The organism is Methylobacterium sp. WL1 (assembly GCF_008000895.1).
Lineage (GTDB): Bacteria > Pseudomonadota > Alphaproteobacteria > Rhizobiales > Beijerinckiaceae > Methylobacterium.
On the sequence record NZ_CP042823.1, the window covers coordinates 4280325 to 4296766 of the forward strand.

The 16442-nt window shown below is 70.8% G+C and carries 11 protein-coding genes and 2 pseudogenes; 6 read left to right on the top strand and 7 right to left on the bottom strand.

Translation table 11 applies throughout. The features are described 5' to 3' along the window. Positions 1-118 precede the first annotated feature (118 nt). On the bottom strand, positions 119-1285 hold the full coding sequence (locus FVA80_RS20840; RefSeq protein ID WP_147906473.1) for a type III PLP-dependent enzyme: 1167 nt from the start codon (positions 1283-1285) through the stop codon (positions 119-121). A gap of 848 nt (positions 1286-2133) precedes the next feature. Between FVA80_RS20840 and FVA80_RS20845 the strand changes: the two genes are divergently transcribed. Continuing rightward, positions 2134-2634: an N-acetyltransferase gene (locus FVA80_RS20845; protein WP_147906544.1), complete on the top strand. Its 501-nt coding sequence runs from the start codon at positions 2134-2136 to the stop codon at positions 2632-2634. A gap of 124 nt (positions 2635-2758) precedes the next feature. Here FVA80_RS20845 and FVA80_RS20850 read toward each other — a convergent pair whose 3' ends face one another. Next, positions 2759-4468, bottom strand: coding sequence for a methyl-accepting chemotaxis protein (locus FVA80_RS20850; RefSeq protein WP_187193449.1), 1710 nt, complete (start codon positions 4466-4468; stop codon positions 2759-2761). Positions 4469-4897: 429 nt separating this feature from the next. Here FVA80_RS20850 and FVA80_RS20855 point away from each other — a divergent pair, with 429 nt between their 5' ends. The 5 genes and pseudogenes from FVA80_RS20855 (at position 4898) to FVA80_RS20875 (ending at position 14335) form a co-directional block, all read left to right on the top strand. Next, positions 4898-6340 carry a polysaccharide biosynthesis C-terminal domain-containing protein gene (locus FVA80_RS20855; RefSeq protein ID WP_147906475.1) on the top strand — a complete coding sequence of 481 codons (1443 nt, stop codon included), beginning with the start codon at positions 4898-4900 and terminating at the stop codon, positions 6338-6340. 122 nt (positions 6341-6462) lie between these two features. Further along, positions 6463-7649, top strand: a pseudogene (locus FVA80_RS20860) (FAD-binding protein). A 46-nt stretch (positions 7650-7695) separates the two neighbouring features. Further along, positions 7696-9023: pseudogene (gene glcF / locus FVA80_RS20865) on the top strand (glycolate oxidase subunit GlcF). Between the two features lie 759 nt (positions 9024-9782). After that, on the top strand, positions 9783-12938 hold the full coding sequence (locus FVA80_RS20870) for an Rne/Rng family ribonuclease (RefSeq protein WP_147906478.1): 3156 nt from the start codon (positions 9783-9785) through the stop codon (positions 12936-12938). Between the two features lie 155 nt (positions 12939-13093). Beyond that, entirely contained in the window at positions 13094-14335 is a 1242-nt protein-coding gene (locus tag FVA80_RS20875) for a methyl-accepting chemotaxis protein (protein WP_147906479.1), read from the top strand. Between the two features lie 6 nt (positions 14336-14341). Here the strand turns inward: FVA80_RS20875 and uraD are convergent, their stop codons facing one another. The 5 genes from uraD to FVA80_RS20900 form a co-directional block, all read right to left on the bottom strand. Then, positions 14342-14851 carry a 2-oxo-4-hydroxy-4-carboxy-5-ureidoimidazoline decarboxylase gene (gene uraD, locus FVA80_RS20880; protein WP_147906480.1) on the bottom strand — a complete coding sequence of 170 codons (510 nt, stop codon included), beginning with the start codon at positions 14849-14851 and terminating at the stop codon, positions 14342-14344. Between the two features lie 4 nt (positions 14852-14855). Continuing rightward, entirely contained in the window at positions 14856-15209 is a 354-nt protein-coding gene (uraH, locus tag FVA80_RS20885) for a hydroxyisourate hydrolase (protein WP_147857696.1), read from the bottom strand. A gap of 25 nt (positions 15210-15234) precedes the next feature. Next, the gene (gene uraH / locus FVA80_RS20890; RefSeq protein ID WP_246692056.1) at positions 15235-15747 is read right to left on the bottom strand and encodes a hydroxyisourate hydrolase; all 513 of its coding nucleotides are present in this window, start codon (positions 15745-15747) and stop codon (positions 15235-15237) included. 246 nt (positions 15748-15993) lie between these two features. After that, complete coding sequence (locus tag FVA80_RS32210; RefSeq protein ID WP_348642412.1) at positions 15994-16257, bottom strand: DUF2934 domain-containing protein; 264 nt, start codon at positions 16255-16257, stop codon at positions 15994-15996. Beyond that, positions 16257-16427, bottom strand: coding sequence for a DUF3606 domain-containing protein (locus tag FVA80_RS20900; RefSeq protein ID WP_147906482.1), 171 nt, complete (start codon positions 16425-16427; stop codon positions 16257-16259). The genes FVA80_RS32210 and FVA80_RS20900 overlap by 1 nt, the downstream gene beginning before the upstream one ends. Positions 16428-16442: the final 15 nt, after the last annotated feature.

The window sequence follows — 16442 nt, forward strand, 5'->3', positions numbered from 1 at the left end:
CCCGGGCCGACAAGCGGGAGAAGCTATTTTTGGATGGCGGGCCGAACGCCCTCCATCCCTGCGGCTTTCGAGATCGACGTCCGGCGGCCGTGGGCCGCCGGAACGATCCGAAAAAAAATCAGATGACGATCTGCTGGAGGGGCGGGAAGCCGTTGAAGGCCACCGCCGCGTAGGTCGTGGTGTAGGCGCCGGTACCCTCGATCAGGACCTTGTCGCCGATCGAGAGCGAGACCGGCAGCGGGTAGAGCTGCCGCTCGTAGAGCACGTCCACCGAATCGCAGGTCGGGCCGGCGATGACACACGGCTCGGTCCGGTCCCCGTCCCGGGTGGTGCGGATCGGGTAGCGGATCGACTCGTCCATGGTCTCGGCGAGCCCGCCGAACTTGCCGATGTCGAGATAGACCCAGCGCACCTCGTCGGGATCGGCGGACTTCTTCGACACCAGCACGACTTCCGCCTCGATCAGGCCGGCATTGCCGACCATGCCGCGGCCTGGCTCGATGATCGTCTCCGGGATCTGGTTGCCGAAATGCTTGGTGAGGCCGCGGAAGATCGCCTCGCCGTAGCTCTCCACGCCCGGCACCGCCTTGAGGTACTTGGTCGGGAAACCGCCGCCGAGGTTGACCATCGACAGGCCGATGCCGCGCTCGGCGCATTCGCGGAAGATCGCCGCCGCGGAGCCCAGCGCGCCGTCCCAGGCCTCGGTGTTGCCCTGCTGCGAGCCGACGTGGAACGAGATGCCGTAGGCCTCCAGACCGTGCCGGTGGGCGTGCTCGAGCACGTCGGTCGCCATCTCGGGCACGCAGCCGAACTTGCGCGACAGCGGCCAGTCGGCGCCGGCGCCGTCGCACAGGATGCGGCAGAACACGCGCACGTCGGAGGCCGCGACCTCCACGGACTCGGCGGCCCGGGCGATCTTGTCGACCTCGGCCTGGCAATCCACCGCGAACAGGCGGATGCCGAGCTTGAGCGCACGGCCGATGCAGCGCTCCTTCTTGATGGTGTTGCCGAAGGAGATCCGGTCCGGGGTGGCGCCGGCGGCCAGCGCCATCTCCATCTCGGCCACCGAGGCGGTGTCGAAGCAGGAGCCCATCTCGGCGAGCAGGCGCAGCACCTCGGGGGCCGGATTGGCCTTCACGGCGTAGAACACGCGGGTGTCCGGCAGGGAGCGCGCGAAGGCGGTGTAGTTGTCGCGCACGACATCGAGGTCGAGGACCATCACGGGTCCCTCGTCCTGACCGAGGTCACGGCGCACGCGCAGGAAATCACGGATGCGATCGGTCATGGTCGTCTCCCGGCACGGGTTCGCGAGCGCCCGACTTGCGGGCGCGCTGTCGATGTGACGGCCCAACGGGCCGTCGGCGTCAGGGGGCGATGCGTCGCGCGGACCCACGCGCTTTGGAGACGCGTCGATCCATGCGGGCGCAGAGCACCCGGAAGCTGCCGTGGATTGGAAGGGAGGACCCCCACCGCACGCCGGGCAAAGAGAAACAAGCCTCTTCGGTGCCGGCCTTTGGAGGGCCGACGAGACCAAAAAAGCCCGTTCGTCGTTGCTTTAAGCTGCGTCCCCCGTGGAGAGCGGGGTTCGCCGGTTTCGCCTCCGGCTGCCGGTTGTTGTCGGGGTCCGGTGTTGCCACCTGGATGCCGGCCGTAGGGATCCACCCTTGCGACCATCGATCCTTTAAGACCCCTGGCGGCTGTCCGGCAGTTGACCGGATGCCCACCAACCGGCACGCGGCCACAGGCACGTGCGAAATTGGGCACCGCGCATATACGGAGAACGACCCCCGACAACAAGGGGTTTCGGGCTCGATCGAGCCGTATTCCCCCGCGCGATCCGCCCACGGCCGCCGCCGTTGCAAAAACGCCGCATCCTGGACCAGCGGCCGGGTCGCGCGGGCTTCCCAAGCGGTCCGGAAGCGGGCATCTGACCGCCGGAGCGATGTCCTTAGTCGAGCGTGTGATGGCCGGGCCGAACAGATCGAGAGCGGTGCCGGATCGTCTCGCCATCGCGCCCGGCTCCGGCGCGGCGTCCTCATCATCCATCCGCACGGACCGAACCGGCTTCGGCGCCGGCACGACGGCCCGGGCGTGAGCGCCCCCGTGAACGCCCCCGTGAACGCCCCCCTGTGCATGAACGCGCGCGATCCTAGCGGAGACGGGCTCCCGGAGCCGGAGATCCGCACGGCCGGGCTCGCCGACCTCGACGCCCTCGTCGCCCTGGAACACGCCGCCTTCGCCACCGACCGGGCCGAGCGCCGGGCGATCCGCCACGCGATCCTGTCCCCGAGCATGGACGTCCTGGCGGCGCTGATCGCGGGGCCGGAGGGGGATGGGGATCCGGTCCTGGTCGGCGCGGCGGTGCTGGAGCGGCGACGCGGGAGCCGGATCGCCCGCCTCGCCTCGATCGCGGTGGCGCCCAACCGCGGCGGCCTCGGGCTCGGCGGCAAACTCCTCGACGCCGCGGAGGCCCAGGCCCGCACCCATGGCTGCGACCGCCTGCGCCTCGAGGTCCGCGCGGACAACGGCGCCGGCATCCGTCTGTACCAGCGCCGGGGCTACACCCGCTTCGCCGTGCAGCCCGCCTATTACGAGGACGGGATGGAGGCCTGGCGCTACGAGCGCGGGCTGTAGGGAGCCGGTCGACGACGGGCGCAGGCCTAGGTTTGCGTTCGACCCGGCGATCGAGATGGACGCCCGCTCGAGCGCCGCGGCGACCCCGGCTTGGCGCCGCAGACCGACCCACGACCCGTATGCGTCAAGCGACGGCGCGCGATGCGTCCAGCTCGGGGCCGGAGCTATTCAAGCCCGTCCGCTGGCTACGATCCATCGGCCCCTGCCGCAGCGCCAGCAAGAAGGCGCGGACCTGAGAATCGATCTGTACCGATTGCGACCGCATCGCGCGCGCGACCTCGAGGGCGCCGCCGGCCGCGCCCGCGGTTTCGCCGGCGACCGAGCGAACGCCCGAGATGCTTCCGGAGAGCTGGCTTGCCCCGTCCACGGCCTTCCGGACGTTGCGGGCGATCTCATGTGTCGCGGCATCCTGTTGCCCAATCGCCAAAGCCACGCTGGCGGCCGAGTCCAAGATGACGGCCATGACATCTGAGACCTGATCGTTGGCGACCACCGCACGGCGCGTACCGTCTTGGATCTCGGCGACGTGCGCGACGATGTCCTGCGTGGCCTTCGCCGTCTGGGCCGCGAGCGTCTTCACCTCGGCAGCCACCACGGCGAACCCCTTCCCCGCCTCGCCGGCGCGGGCCGCCTCGATGGTGGCGTTGAGCGCGAGCAGGTTCGTCTGTTCGGCGATCGCCTGCACCGAGGCCACGACCAGTCCGATACGCTCGCCCGTCGCGGCAAGGTCCCGCACTTGCCCGGCCGTTTCTCCGGCGGTGACGCTCCCCTGACGGATCGTTTGCGACATCCGGTCGATCTGCTGCGCGATCTCCTGGATCGACCCCGACAATTCCTGTGTGGCGGCGGATACGGCCGAGACATGCGCGGCGGTGTCGGTCGAGATCGTCGACGCGCTATCCGCCTCGCGGGCCGTCTGTGTCGAAATCGCCGTCAGCGCCTCCGCCATGTCGCCCATCTCGCGGGTGTTGCGGGCAACGGTCGTGACCACATCCTGCATGGCACCCTGGAAGCCGCTGAGCGTGTCCTCGAGCTGATCCAGGGCTCTGGCTTTCTCGACAGCGGCCATCTCGGCCTCCCGTTCGAGACGCTGGCGCGCCTGAGCGTCCATCCGCAGGATCTGCACGGCGCGCGCCATGGCGCCGACTTCGTCCCGACGCTGGGTGGCGGGGATGTCGCGGTCGAGATCCCCACGGCCGAGATCGATGAGGACATGGGTCAGTCTTCTGAGCGGCACCATCGCACGGTTCAGGACGCCCCAAAGAAGGGCGACGCTGACCAGGGTGATCGCGACACCGACGAGCACGGCGTGCTGCAACAACGCATCCAGGGTCGCCAGGAAGTCCGCCTTCTTCACGCCGACGTAGAGGATGCCGATCGTCTGGCCGCCGGCGTCCTGAATGGGCTCGTACCGGGTGAGATAGGCTGTGCCGAGAATATCCACCTCGCCGCGAAAGCCCCGGCCGTCACGCAGGACCGTGTCACGGGCGGCCCCGGCGGCGAGATGCGTTCCGATCGCGCGCCGGCCGTCCGGCGCTATCACATTGGTGGCGATCCGCGTATCGCCGAGGAACACGGTGGCGGTCCCTCCGAGAATGTCGCGGACACGATCGACCGCTGGATCGTCGGCGGCAATCGCGTGCCGCCCGATCACCAGCTGTCCGGCCGTGATCGCGAAGGCCGCCCCCGCCCCGCCCTCGTCGATGAGGGTTTGGCGAAGCAGGCGAAGATTGCTGTCGAGTGCCAGCTGGGCGCGATCCCGAAGTTCGCCACGCATCTCCGTCAGCATCAGGCCGGAAATGCTTGCGATCGACAATGCGATCAGCACGGTCACCAATATACCGACGCGAAAAGATATCGAATGTCTCGTATCTATCTCAAACATCGGTTATAAATATCCATATGACTGCCAATTTCTTGCAAGTCAATTTCACAGGCTCGAATTGATGTCAACATTTGAGTCATCTATACGGCTTACTGCCCGCAAAATGGCTTAATTTAATTCTCTACTCTGATGGATTTGAGATTATTTACAGCTCGGTCATTCGACCATCAATCGACGATCGAGCTGCTGTTTGCCGTATTTTGTATATCGCGCCTCCGAGATGGCGCGCCCGCGTCGAAACTGCGCGGCAGGCGAGCGGCGGCTTGCGGCCTGCACGCGGCCCCTCGCCCTGTTCCCGCCCTGTTAGGAGAGTCTTACGGGTCCGACCCTAAGCCCTGGGGCACCTTATAAAACCTCGCCGCGCATGAGGCGCCGTCCATGGCCGTGATCGCCGCCTTCGTGATCAATGCGGGGCTCAACTTCGTCCTCGGGCTGCTGATCGCACAGCTGCTCGGGCCCGCCGATTTCGGTCGGTTCGCGCTGGCGACCACCGGGGCGATCGTGCTCAACACGGTGCTGTTCGAGTGGCTGCGCCTGTCGGCGACGCGGTTCTACTCGGGGCGCGTGCGGGTGGACGAGCCCTGGATCCGCCATGGGCTCGACCGGGCCTACCTGCGCATCGGCCTGGTGCTGCTCTGCGCCGCCGCCCTGTGCGGGGCGTTCGGCTTCGGCGGCGGCGCGAGCGGGCGGGAGGCGGTCCTGTGCGGCACCGCCCTGGCCGCGCTCGGCATCGGGGTGTTCGACTACCACGCGGCCCTGGCGCGGGCGCGGTTCGACGGGAAGCTCTATCTCGGTCTCGTGGCGGTCAAGAACGTCTTGGCCTTCATCCTGATGGCGGCGGCCGCCTGGTGGCTGCCACAACCGGCCTGGGTGCTGGCGGCGGCGGGGCTCAGCCAGTTCGTCGCCGTGGTCCTGCTGCGCCACCCGCTGCGCGACCCGCGGAGTGCGTTCGAGCGGCCGCGCCTGACCGCGACCTGGCGGGTCTTCGCCCGCTACGGCCTGCCGCTGATCGCCGCCAACACCGCCTACCAATGCCTCGCCTTCGTGAACCGAGGCGCGATCGCCGGCCATGCGGGCTTCGCCGAGGCCGGCTACTTCGCGCTCGCCGCCGACGTGACCTCCCGCTCGCTGATGACGCTGGGCACCGCGCTGGACTTGCTGCTGTTCCAGTTCGCCGTGCAGGCCGAGGAGCAGCACGGCCGCGCGGCGGCCGAGGCGCAGGTGGCCGAGAATGCCGGCACCGTGTTCGCCCTGCTGGCACCCTGCGCGGTCGGCTTCTGGGCGGTGCTGCCGGCGCTCCAGGGGCTGGTGGTGCCCGATGCCTATCGCGGCCCGTTCGAGAGCTACAGCGTCGCGCTGATGCCCGGCCTGTTCTGCCTGGCGATGATGTTCTACGCCCTCAACCCGGTCTTCCAGATCCGCCGCCGGACCTTTCCGGTGATCGCGGCGGCCCTGGTCGGGCTCGCGGTCAACGGGGCCGGCCTCCTGCTCCTGCCCGACCGGATGGGCGGGATGGGCGTCGCCCTGGCCCAGACGCTGGGCCTCGCCGCCGCCGCGCTCTGGCTCGGCTGGCGGGCGCTGACCGGCCCGGAGCGGATCGTGCTGCCCTGGGGCCAGATCGGTGCGGCGACCCTCGCCTGCGGGGCGATGGGCCTGGCGCTCGCGCCGTTCCGGCACCTGCCGCCCGCCGCCGCCCTGGCGGTTCTGGTCCCGGCCGGGGCGGTCCTGTACGGGGCGCTGGTCTGGATCTTCGACATCGCCGGCCTGCGCCGGCAGGTCGCGTCGCGCCTGCGCCCGGACCGGACGATCGCGGCGGAGTAGCCGCTCCCGATGCTCAACGTCCACGCTTCGCCAAGCCCGCGACGCCACCTCCGCTTGAATCCGCCGCGCGTTCCGGCGAAACCGGGCCTGGAACGAGTCCAAAAAGAACCGGGGCGGAGACGATGGGCGGCTACGAGCCCGGCAGCGAGGCGGAAGCAGAGGACATCGTGCGCGCGGCCGCCGGGCGCGGCGAGCGCCTGCGGCTCGCCGGTGGCGGCACCGCGTCGGGGCTCGGCCGCCCGGCGCAGGACAATGCGACGCTCTCGGCCCGGAAGCTCGACGGCGTCACGCTCTATGAGCCCGCCGAGATGGTGGTGTCGGCGCGCGCGGGCACACCGCTCGCGGAGGTCGAGGCGCTGCTGGCCTCCCGGGGCCAGATGCTGCCGTTCGAGCCGATGGACTTTCGCACTCTCTACGGCACCGGCGGTGAGCCGACCCTGGGCGCGGTCGCCGCGACCAACAATGCCGGCCCCCGCCGGATCAATGCCGGGGCGGCCCGCGACAGCCTGATCGGCGTGCGCTTCGTCAACGGGCGTGGCGAGGCGATCAAGTCAGGCGGCCGGGTGATGAAGAACGTCACCGGGCTCGACCTGGTGAAGCTGATGGCCGGCGCCCACGGCACGCTCGGGCTGCTCACCGAAGTCACCTTCAAGGTGCTGCCGGCCTGCGAGCGCGTCGCCACCCTGGTGTTTCCCGGCCTGGACGATGCCCGCGCGGTCGCGGCCCTGGCGGCGGCCCTCGGCTCGCCGTTCGAGCTCACCGGCGCGGCGCACCTGCCGGCCGGGATCGGCGCCTCGGCGGCGCGGACGCTGATGCGCCTCGAAGGATTCGCGGAGTCGATCGACTACCGGACCGGCGAGTTGCGCCGCCTGCTTAAGCGCTTCGGAACGCCCGAGCTGGTGGAGGGCGAGGCCGGCACCGCCCTGTGGCAGGCGGTGCGGGATGCCGCCCCGCTCGCCGAGCCCCGGAGGCCGCCCTGTGGCGGATCTCGACCGCGCCCAGTCATGGCCCGGCCCTGGTGGCGGCGATCGCGGCCGAGCGCGCGGCACGCTGGTTCTACGATTGGGGCGGCGGCCTGATCTGGCTCGCCACGGGATCGGCCGGCGACGCCGGCGCCGCCGTCGTGCGCGCGGCCGTGCGGGCCCAGGGCGGCCATGCGACGCTGGTGCGCGCCCCCGATGCGGTCCGGGCCGCCGTGCCGGTGTTCCAGCCCCTGGCGGAGCCGCTGATGCGGATCACCGCCGGGATCAAGACGGCGCACGATCCCGCCGGGGTGCTGAACCCGGGCCGGATGTACGCGGGCGTGTGAGTCCGGTCCCCTCTCCGCCCGGAGAGGAGAGCAGCAGGAAGGCATCGTGCAGACCAATTTCAATCTCGCCCAGCTCGCCGATCCCGCCATGGCGGCGTCGGAAAAGATCCTGCGGACCTGCGTGCATTGCGGCTTCTGCACGGCGACCTGCCCGACCTACCTGCTGCTGGGTGACGAGCTCGATTCACCGCGCGGCCGGATCTACCTGATCAAGGATATGCTGGAGGGCGGGAAGCCTGCCTCGCAGGAGGTGGTGAAGCACATCGACCGCTGCCTTTCCTGCCTGTCCTGCATGACCACCTGCCCGTCCGGAGTGCATTACATGCACCTCGTCGACCACGCCCGGGCGCATATCGAGACGACCTTCGCGCGCCCGACGGACGATCGGTTCCTGCGCGCGCTGCTGGCGCAGGTCCTGCCCTATCCGAACCGGTTCCGGCTGGCGCTGGTCGCCGCCAAGCTCGGCGCGCCGTTCCGGGGCTGGTGGCGCGGCTGCCGCGGGTGGGCAACCGGCTCGCCGCGATGCTCGACCTCGCCCCGGCGCGGCTGCCCGGACGCGAGCCGACCAACCGGGTCGGGCGCTTCCCGCCGGCGGGCGGCCAGGCGACGAGGCGCGTCGCCCTGCTGCGCGGCTGCGCCCAGAGCGTGCTGCGGCCGGACTTCAACGCGGCGGCGATCCGGCTGCTCAACCGGCACGGAGTCGAGGTCGTCCATGCCGAGGAGGGCTGCTGCGGGGCGCTGACCCACCACATGGGCAAGGAGGCCTCGTCCCACGCCCACGCCAAGCGGACGATCGATATCTGGGACGCGGAGATCGCCAAGGGTCTCGACGCGATCCTGGTCACGGCCTCGGGCTGCGGCACGACGATCAAGGATTACGGCTTCATGTTCCGCGACGACCCGGCCTACGCCGAGAAGGCGAAGCGGGTCTCGAGCCTCGCGAAGGACGTGACCGAGTACGTGGCGCAGCTCGATCTGGCGGCGACCGCGGAGAGCGACCTCGTGGTGGCCTACCACTCGGCCTGCTCGATGCAGCACGGCCAGGGCATCCGGACCGAGCCGAAGACGCTGCTCAAGCGCGCGGGCTTCACCGTGAAGGACGTGCCGGAGGGCCATATCTGCTGCGGCTCGGCCGGGACCTACAACATCCTGCAGCCCGAGCTCGCCGCCAAGCTGCGCGCCCGCAAGGTCGCCAACATCGAGCGCATCCGCCCCGACGTGATCGCCACCGGCAACATCGGCTGCGCCACGCAGATCGGCAAAGGCACCGGCATCCCGATCGTGCACACGGTGGAGCTGCTCGACTGGGCGACCGGCGGCCCAAGGCCCGCCGCGCTCGACGGCGTCACGCCGCGGCTGGAGGCGGCGGAGTAGGATTGCGGCCGGATGCGGGCGGCCCTCTCCCTCCCGCAGGGGGGAGGGCAACGCGCCTGGGTTCGGCCGTTGCCCTCAATCTGTCAGCGACGCGCGAACATCGTAGCTCTGCGGGATCGGGAGCGTGCGTGACCCGAGCGTCCGCTGTCGGACGCGATCTAAAAAAATCCCCCGACCGGTCCGAAGCACCGCGACCCACCGCCGTGACGATACCGTGACATCGTCCCGCGCTTGACCCTTGCCAAATCCCCGTGCCCGTCTGTAATGATACTGACCCTTCTCCGGTCCCGCCGGCCGTCGTAACGGCTTGCGGACGCGGCCGAATTCCTTCGAGAAAACGGACGCGGCGTCGCGGCGGGCCTGTTTGCCCGCCTGGCGGCGACGGGTGTTTTCCCGATCGGGCAGGTGTCGCACGACGCGGTGGAGCTGTTCCGCCGCATCCAGATTTCACGGCCGGTCCCATCCGGCCGAGATTGTTTCGCGAGGTCGGAACCAGGATGAACGGACGCACGGCTCAGCATGGCGCTGCGCGTGCCCCGGAGGCGCAGGATCTGCGTCGCACCGGCCCGTTCAGCCTACCGGCCAAGTTCAACCCCAGGCGCCCAGGGCGCCGAACGGCGGTTGACGGCAATTTCCCCTCGAACCCAGCCGCCTCGGCGACGAGGCCGGCTCCATGCGCGACCGTTCTGAGGTCGTGCGAGGCGCCGCCGGGACCACGGGCACGGAGAACGACGTCGGCCGCCATGCCGAGAGTCCGACATGGCCAACAAAATGCTGATCGACGCGATGCACCCGGAGGAGACCCGGGTCGTCACGGTCCACGGGTCTAGGGTCGAGGAGTTCGACTTCGAAGCCGCCAACCGGCGCCAGCTGCGCGGCAACATCTACCTCGCCAAGGTCACCCGGGTGGAGCCGTCGCTCCAGGCGGCCTTCGTCGAGTACGGCGGCAACCGCCACGGATTCCTCGCCTTCAACGAGATCCACCCCGACTATTACCAGATCCCGCTGGCCGACCGGCAGGCGCTGCTGGAGGACGAGGCGCGCGATGCCGAGGAGCACCGCGAGCGCGAGGAGCGCCGTCGCCGGTCGCCCCGCCGCTCCCGCGGACGCCGCGCCGAGGCGCGCTCGCGCACCGACGAGACGGTGAGCGCCGAGGACGCGTCCGAGGCCCCGCTGGGCCTGGACGCCCAGCAGGATTCGGGCTTCCAGCCGGCCGCCGAGACCGCGCACGCCGAGACCCCGCACGCGGACGCTTCGCAGGGCGAGGATCACACTGCGGCGCACGAGGCCGGGTCCGCCCCGGACGGGACGCCCGACACCCTCGCCGAGAACCCGGAAGCCGTGCAGGAGGCGATCACCTCCGAGACCGCCGCCGGCGATATCCCCGAGCATTCTGCCGAGGCGGCGCCGGCCGTCGAGGCCCACGCCGAGGCCGGCGAGCGGCAGACGGCCGACCATGACGGCACTGTCGAGCCCGAGACCGTGGTCGCCGTGGCCGAGGCCCTGACCGTCGCCGACGTGCCGGCCGAGACGATCGCCGAGGATGCCGTCGAGGCGTCCGGCCGCGGCGCGTCCGCGACGGGCGAGGCCGACGACGAGGCCGAGCTTGAGACCGACTTGGAGGACGAGGAGTCCGAGGACGACGAAGACGATTCGGACGAGGACGACTCGGACGACGAGGACGAGGACGAGTCCGACGAGGAATCGGATGAGGAGTCGGACGAGGATTCCGACGACCCCGATGCCGAGCCCCGGATCGCGCAGGTCGGCGGCAACGGCGACGCGCTCGCCGAGATCCCCGAGCGGCCGCGTCACTACCGCCGCCACTACAAGATTCAGGAGGTGATCAAGCGCCGCCAGATCATCCTGGTGCAGGTGGTCAAGGAAGAGCGCGGCACGAAGGGCGCGGCGCTCACCACCTACCTGTCGCTCGCCGGACGCTACTCGGTCCTGATGCCCAACACCGGCCGTGGCGGCGGCATCTCCCGCAAGATCACCTCGGCCGCCGACCGCAAGCGCCTCAAGGAGGTCGTGGCCGACCTGGAGGTGCCGGACGGCATGGGCGTGATCCTGCGCACCGCCGGCGCCTCGCGCTCCAAGCCCGAGATCGCCCGCGACTTCGAGTACCTGATGCGGCTCTGGGAATCGGTCCGCGAGCTGACCCTGACCTCGATGGCGCCGGCCCTGGTCTACGAGGAGGGATCGCTGATCAAGCGGGCCATCCGCGACCTCTACAACAAGGACCTGGACGAGGTTCTGGTCTCCGGCGAGGAGGCCTATGCCGAGGCCAAGGACTTCATGCGGATGCTGATGCCCGGCCAGTCCAAGGTCGTGAAGCCCTACCGCGACCCGACGCCGATCTTCGCCCGCTACGGCGTCGAGCAGCAGCTCGACGCGATGTTCTCGACCCACGTCTCGCTGAAGTCCGGCGGCTACCTGGTCATCAACCCGACCGAGGCGCTGGTCTCGATCGACGTGAACTCGGGCCGCGCCACCCGTGAGCACGACATCGAGGACACGGCCCTCAAGACCAACATGGAGGCGGCCGAGGAGGTCGCTCGCCAACTACGCCTGCGCGACCTCGCGGGCCTGATCGTCATCGACTTCATCGACATGGAGGAGAAGCGCAACAACCGCGCGGTCGAGAAGAAGCTCAACGACTGCCTGAAGAACGACCGCGCCCGCATCCAGGTCGGCCGGATCTCGCCCTTCGGCCTGATGGAGATGAGCCGGCAGCGCATCCGCACCGGCGTGCTCGAATCGTCCTCGATCCCCTGCGTGCATTGCGGCGGCTCGGGCTACGTGCGGGCCACCGCCTCCGTGGCGCTGCACATCCTGCGCTCCATCGAGGAGGCGCTGCTCAAGTCGGCCTCCCACAACCTGATCCTGCGCACCAAGACCGAGGTGGCGCTGTACATCCTCAACCAGAAGCGCGGGCACCTGCGCGAGCTGGAAATACGCTTCGGCGTCACGCTCACGATCGCGGCCGACGAGCGGCTGCCGGTGACCACCGCGTTCCAGCTCGACCGCGGCGAGCCGGCCCAGCGGGCGGAGGGTCCGGTGACGGGCGTACGCGCGCAGGCGATCTCGCCCGCCATGGAGTTCGAGGACGAGGACGACGTCGAGGAGACCGACCTGGCCGAGGCTGAGTCCGAGGGTGACGCCGAAGAGGTGCGGACCGAGGCTCGCAAGGACGGCTCATCGCGCGAGGACGGCGCCCGCGAGGACGAGACCCGCGACGAAGGCGACGGCCGTCGCCGCCGCCGTCGGCGTCGTCGGCGCGGCGGTCGCCAGGACGGTCGGTCCGAGGAGGGCCAGGCCGACGGCGAGCGTCAGGATTCCGACGACCCGGACGAGGAGCGCGGCACCGAGGACCCGTCCGATTCCGACGAGGCCGCCGAGGCCCCGATCGCGGCCGTGGCCGCCGAGGGAGCGGGGTCCGACGAGACCGTGGCCGTCGCGGACGAGTCCACCCGGTCCGAGGAGGACGGCACGCGCCGCCGTCGCCGCGGACGGCGGGGCGGTCGTGGTCGCGCCGAGGGTCGCACCCGCGAGGGTGGCGACGCGGAGGGTTCCGCGGAGGTGGATTCCGACGCGGTCGCCCTGTCGGCCGAGGAGCCGGTGAGCGCCGAGGCGGTGGCCGAGGCAGTCGAGGCCGCGCCGTCCCCCGTCCACGACGAGGTCGCCATCGAGTTGCCGGTCGCGGCCGCTCCGGAGTCCGCGGAACGGTTCGAGAGGCAGGCTGCGGAGCGGTTCGAGACGCAGGCCGCGGAAGCCCCGCCCGAGGCGGCGCCGACGGAGGCCGCCCCGCCGCCGGAGCCGGTTGCGGTGGTGCTGACCCAGCCCAGCGATCCGGACCGGCCCAAGCGCGCCGGCTGGTGGTCCCGCACCAAGGCCGCCCTGACCGGCGAGTGAGATATGACGGCGCCCCCGGACGGTTTTCGTCCGGGGGCGCCGTCCGGGAAACGGGCGGCTTCGCCCAATTCCAATAAGGGTGGGTTATCCTTCATCTTCGGTTGAAGGTTCCGTGCAAATATGGCTCCCGAATCGACGTTCGCAGGAGCCCTCGCATGTTGAGTTTGCGCCGCAAGCGCCCGGCCCCGGAGCTGGCCGGGACCGCGGTGACGGCCGACGCCCAGACGTCCGCGCCCGTGTCGACGACCGTCCTGGAAAGCGTCCCGCAGGCTGCTGCCGCGCCCGACCGCGAATTGTTGGCGCTCCTGGCGCGCCTGTCGGCCGCGGCCTCGGATGCCGGCACCTCGATCGGCTGGATGACGCGCGACGCCTCCGGCACCGCCGAGCAGGCTCGGCTGATCGCCGCCGCCAGCGAGGAACTCGCCGCCAGCACCAGCGAGATCGCGGCGCGCTCCTCCTCGGCGGCCGAGACCGCCGAGACCGCCCGCGCCGGCATCGCCACCTGCGTCGACGACCTCCAGCGCGCCAGCGACGGCATGCGCGGGATCGAGCAGGGCACCGACGAGATCGGCAGCCGGCTCGACAGCTTCTCGGCTGCCGCCCTGCGAATCGAGGAGATGGCCGGGACCATCGCGGCGATCTCGGCCCAGACCAACCTGCTGGCGCTCAACGCCACCATCGAGGCCGCCCGGGCCGGCGAGGCCGGCCGAGGCTTCGCGGTCGTGGCCGCGGAAGTGAAGATGCTCTCCGCGCAGACCGCGAAGGCGACGGACGAGATCCGCGCCCGGCTCGGCGGACTTCGTGAAGAAATGGCGGCGATGCAGGCGGCGGTCACGCGCAGCCGCAGCGCCGTGGAGACCGGCGCAGCCGCCATGGTGCGGGCCAACGTCCGGGTCGAGGCGGAGAGCGGCGCCGTCGCCACGGTGGCGGCCCAGATGCGCGAGGCCTCCGAGATCATGGGCCAGCAGATCCAGGCCACCGGTGAGATCGCCCGGAGCGTCGGCCGGATCGCGGAGGGCACCGACAAGGGCCGCCGGGAGATCGGCGACGCGCTCGGCCAGCTCGACCGGATCGAGGATCTCGGCCGCACCCTGCTCGACCGGCAGGCCGGGAGCGACACGGCGATGCGGCTCGCCCGCATCCCGGCGGATTGCGCGGCCTGGCGCCGGGCCATGGCGGCGACCCTGGTGGGGATGCGCCCGGCCGACACGCCGCCGGTCGGCATCCCCGCCGATCCGGCCCGACCGGCCGCCGTGGAATCGGCCCTCACCCGGGCCCGGGAGCTCGCCGCGGCCTTGGGCCGCCACGTCCGGGCCCACGCCTGGGACGAGGCCACAACGGCCTTCACCGGATTCGAGGCGGCCCTGGTCGAAGCGAAGGCGGCGGCCGAGGCTTGAGCCGGGTCAGGCCGAGACCAGCCCGTCGAGGCGCATGCGCGTGATCAGGGCGACCTCCTCGAGGGCGATCGCCTCCTCGGCGGCCGGCTCCCGGGACAGGCGCGCCTCGAAGGCGGACAGGATCTCGGCCCGCCCGCGCCCGCGCACCGCGATGATGAACGGGAAGCCGAACCGGGCGCGATAGGCCGCGTTTAGGCGATCGAAGGCCGCGCCCTCCTGTGCATCCATGCGGTCGAGGCCGGCGCTACCCTGCTCGCGCGTCGAATCCTCCGTGAGGCGGCGTGCCCGGGCCTCCGGGCCGGCCAGCTCCGGGTGGTTGTTGAGGAAGGCGCGGCGGTGTTCCGTCGGCGCGGCACGGACCGCCTGCATCATCGCGTCGTGCAATGCGGCGCGGCTCGCGAAGGGCCGATGCGGCCAGGCGGCCTGCGCGACCCAGGGCGCGTGCTCGAACACGCCCCCGAGAAGCGCCACGAAGGCCTCTTCGTCCAGCCGGTTGATCGCCGCCAGATCTGGCATGGCGTCAGCTGCCGCGGTAGGTGGTGAAGCTCGCCGGCGCGCACAGCATCGGCACATGGTAGTGCTGCCCGGCATCGAAGATCGCGAAGCGCACCACCGGGTCGTCGATGAAGACGTCGCCCGGGTCGGTGCCCGGACGGTCCCGGAAATAATCCGCGACATGGAACGCCAGCTCGTACTGCCCGGTCCGGGCCTCGCCGGCCGGCAGGATCGGCGCGTCGGTGCGCCCATCCGCGTTGGTGACGACGCTCTTCACCAGCCGCCACGTCCCGTCCTCCAGGACCGAGAAGTCGATCCGCACGCCCGCGGCCGGGCGGCCGCGATCGGTATCGAGGACATGCGTCGAGATGCCGGCCATGGATGGGGGTCCCATAAGGTTGGGCTCAGCTGCCCCGATAGTAGGAATAACCCCAGGGCGTGAACAGCACCGGCAGGTGGTAGCGCTGGCGCGCGTCGCGGATCTGGAAGCGGATCGGCACGAGGCTCAGGAAATTCGGGCTCGGCAGCGTCACCCCGAGGGCCGCGAAATACGCCCCGACATGCAGCAGCAGCTCGTAGCGGCCGGCCTTCAGCGCGTCGTCGACGAGGAGCGGTTCGGCCGGCCGGCCGTTGGCCGCCGTGGTGACCGTCTTGATCGGCCGGTAGACGTCGTCCTCGCGGATCGAGAGGTCGCAGACCAATCCGGCCGCCGGGGTTCCATTGGCATTGTCGAGCGCGTGCAGGGTCAGCCGCGGCCCGAGCCCCGCCTGTGAGGTCGGGGCCACGGTGAGCGCCCCGGGCCGCCGCCCCCCGTCGCCCGGAGGGGCTGGCCCCGCCTGGGATCCGCCCGCGGCAGCCGCCATGGCCGCGCCACCGAGGCCGAGTTCAGCGAAGGCCCGGCGAGTCACGGTGCCCACATGCAGCTCCGGGCATCGCTTTGTCCCTGACGTCCCAGAACGGCGAGGCATGCCGTCCACGGAGGACGGCAAGGCCGGTCTGGCAGGTTTGCCGGTTCCATTCCGTCCCCTCGACATCGCCGGTTGCCGCTGAGGGCTGTCGCGGCGACCTGTCGCAAGGCCTGCGCCATCTGGCAAACCTGCGCCAGCCGTCGAGGGGCTCAAGACGACGGATCGGTCCAAGCAAGGCGCAGGGACCGCGTCGGCCTACTTGCGGCTGCGCTCCTTGCGCAGTTCCCGCTCCGCCAGCAGCCAGAACTCGATCTCGAAGCCCTCTGGCCGGTGGTTGCGCTCCCACAACTCGTAGGCGCGCTCCCGGATCTCCTCGAACGGGATCGCGTCCGGCGCGGATTTGTCTTCGGTCCGTGACGCGGGCGGCCGCGGTCCGCTCTCCGGGACCGCCGGCTCCGGGGCAGCGGGGTCCGGAGCAGGCCGTGCGTCGCGACCGGGTTCCGACGACTCGGCTTTCATCACGAGGCCGGCTTGTCGAGATAGGCGGCGACGCTGGTGATCCGGCTCCCCACCATGGTCACGGCCTTGCGCAACCGCTCCTCGCTGACACCGAAGCGCTGCGCCCATTCTTCGCGCATGACCCGGTCGTAGATGTCGATATGCGTCTTGCCTCTGAATTCGATGGACATGGTTCGCATGCTCTG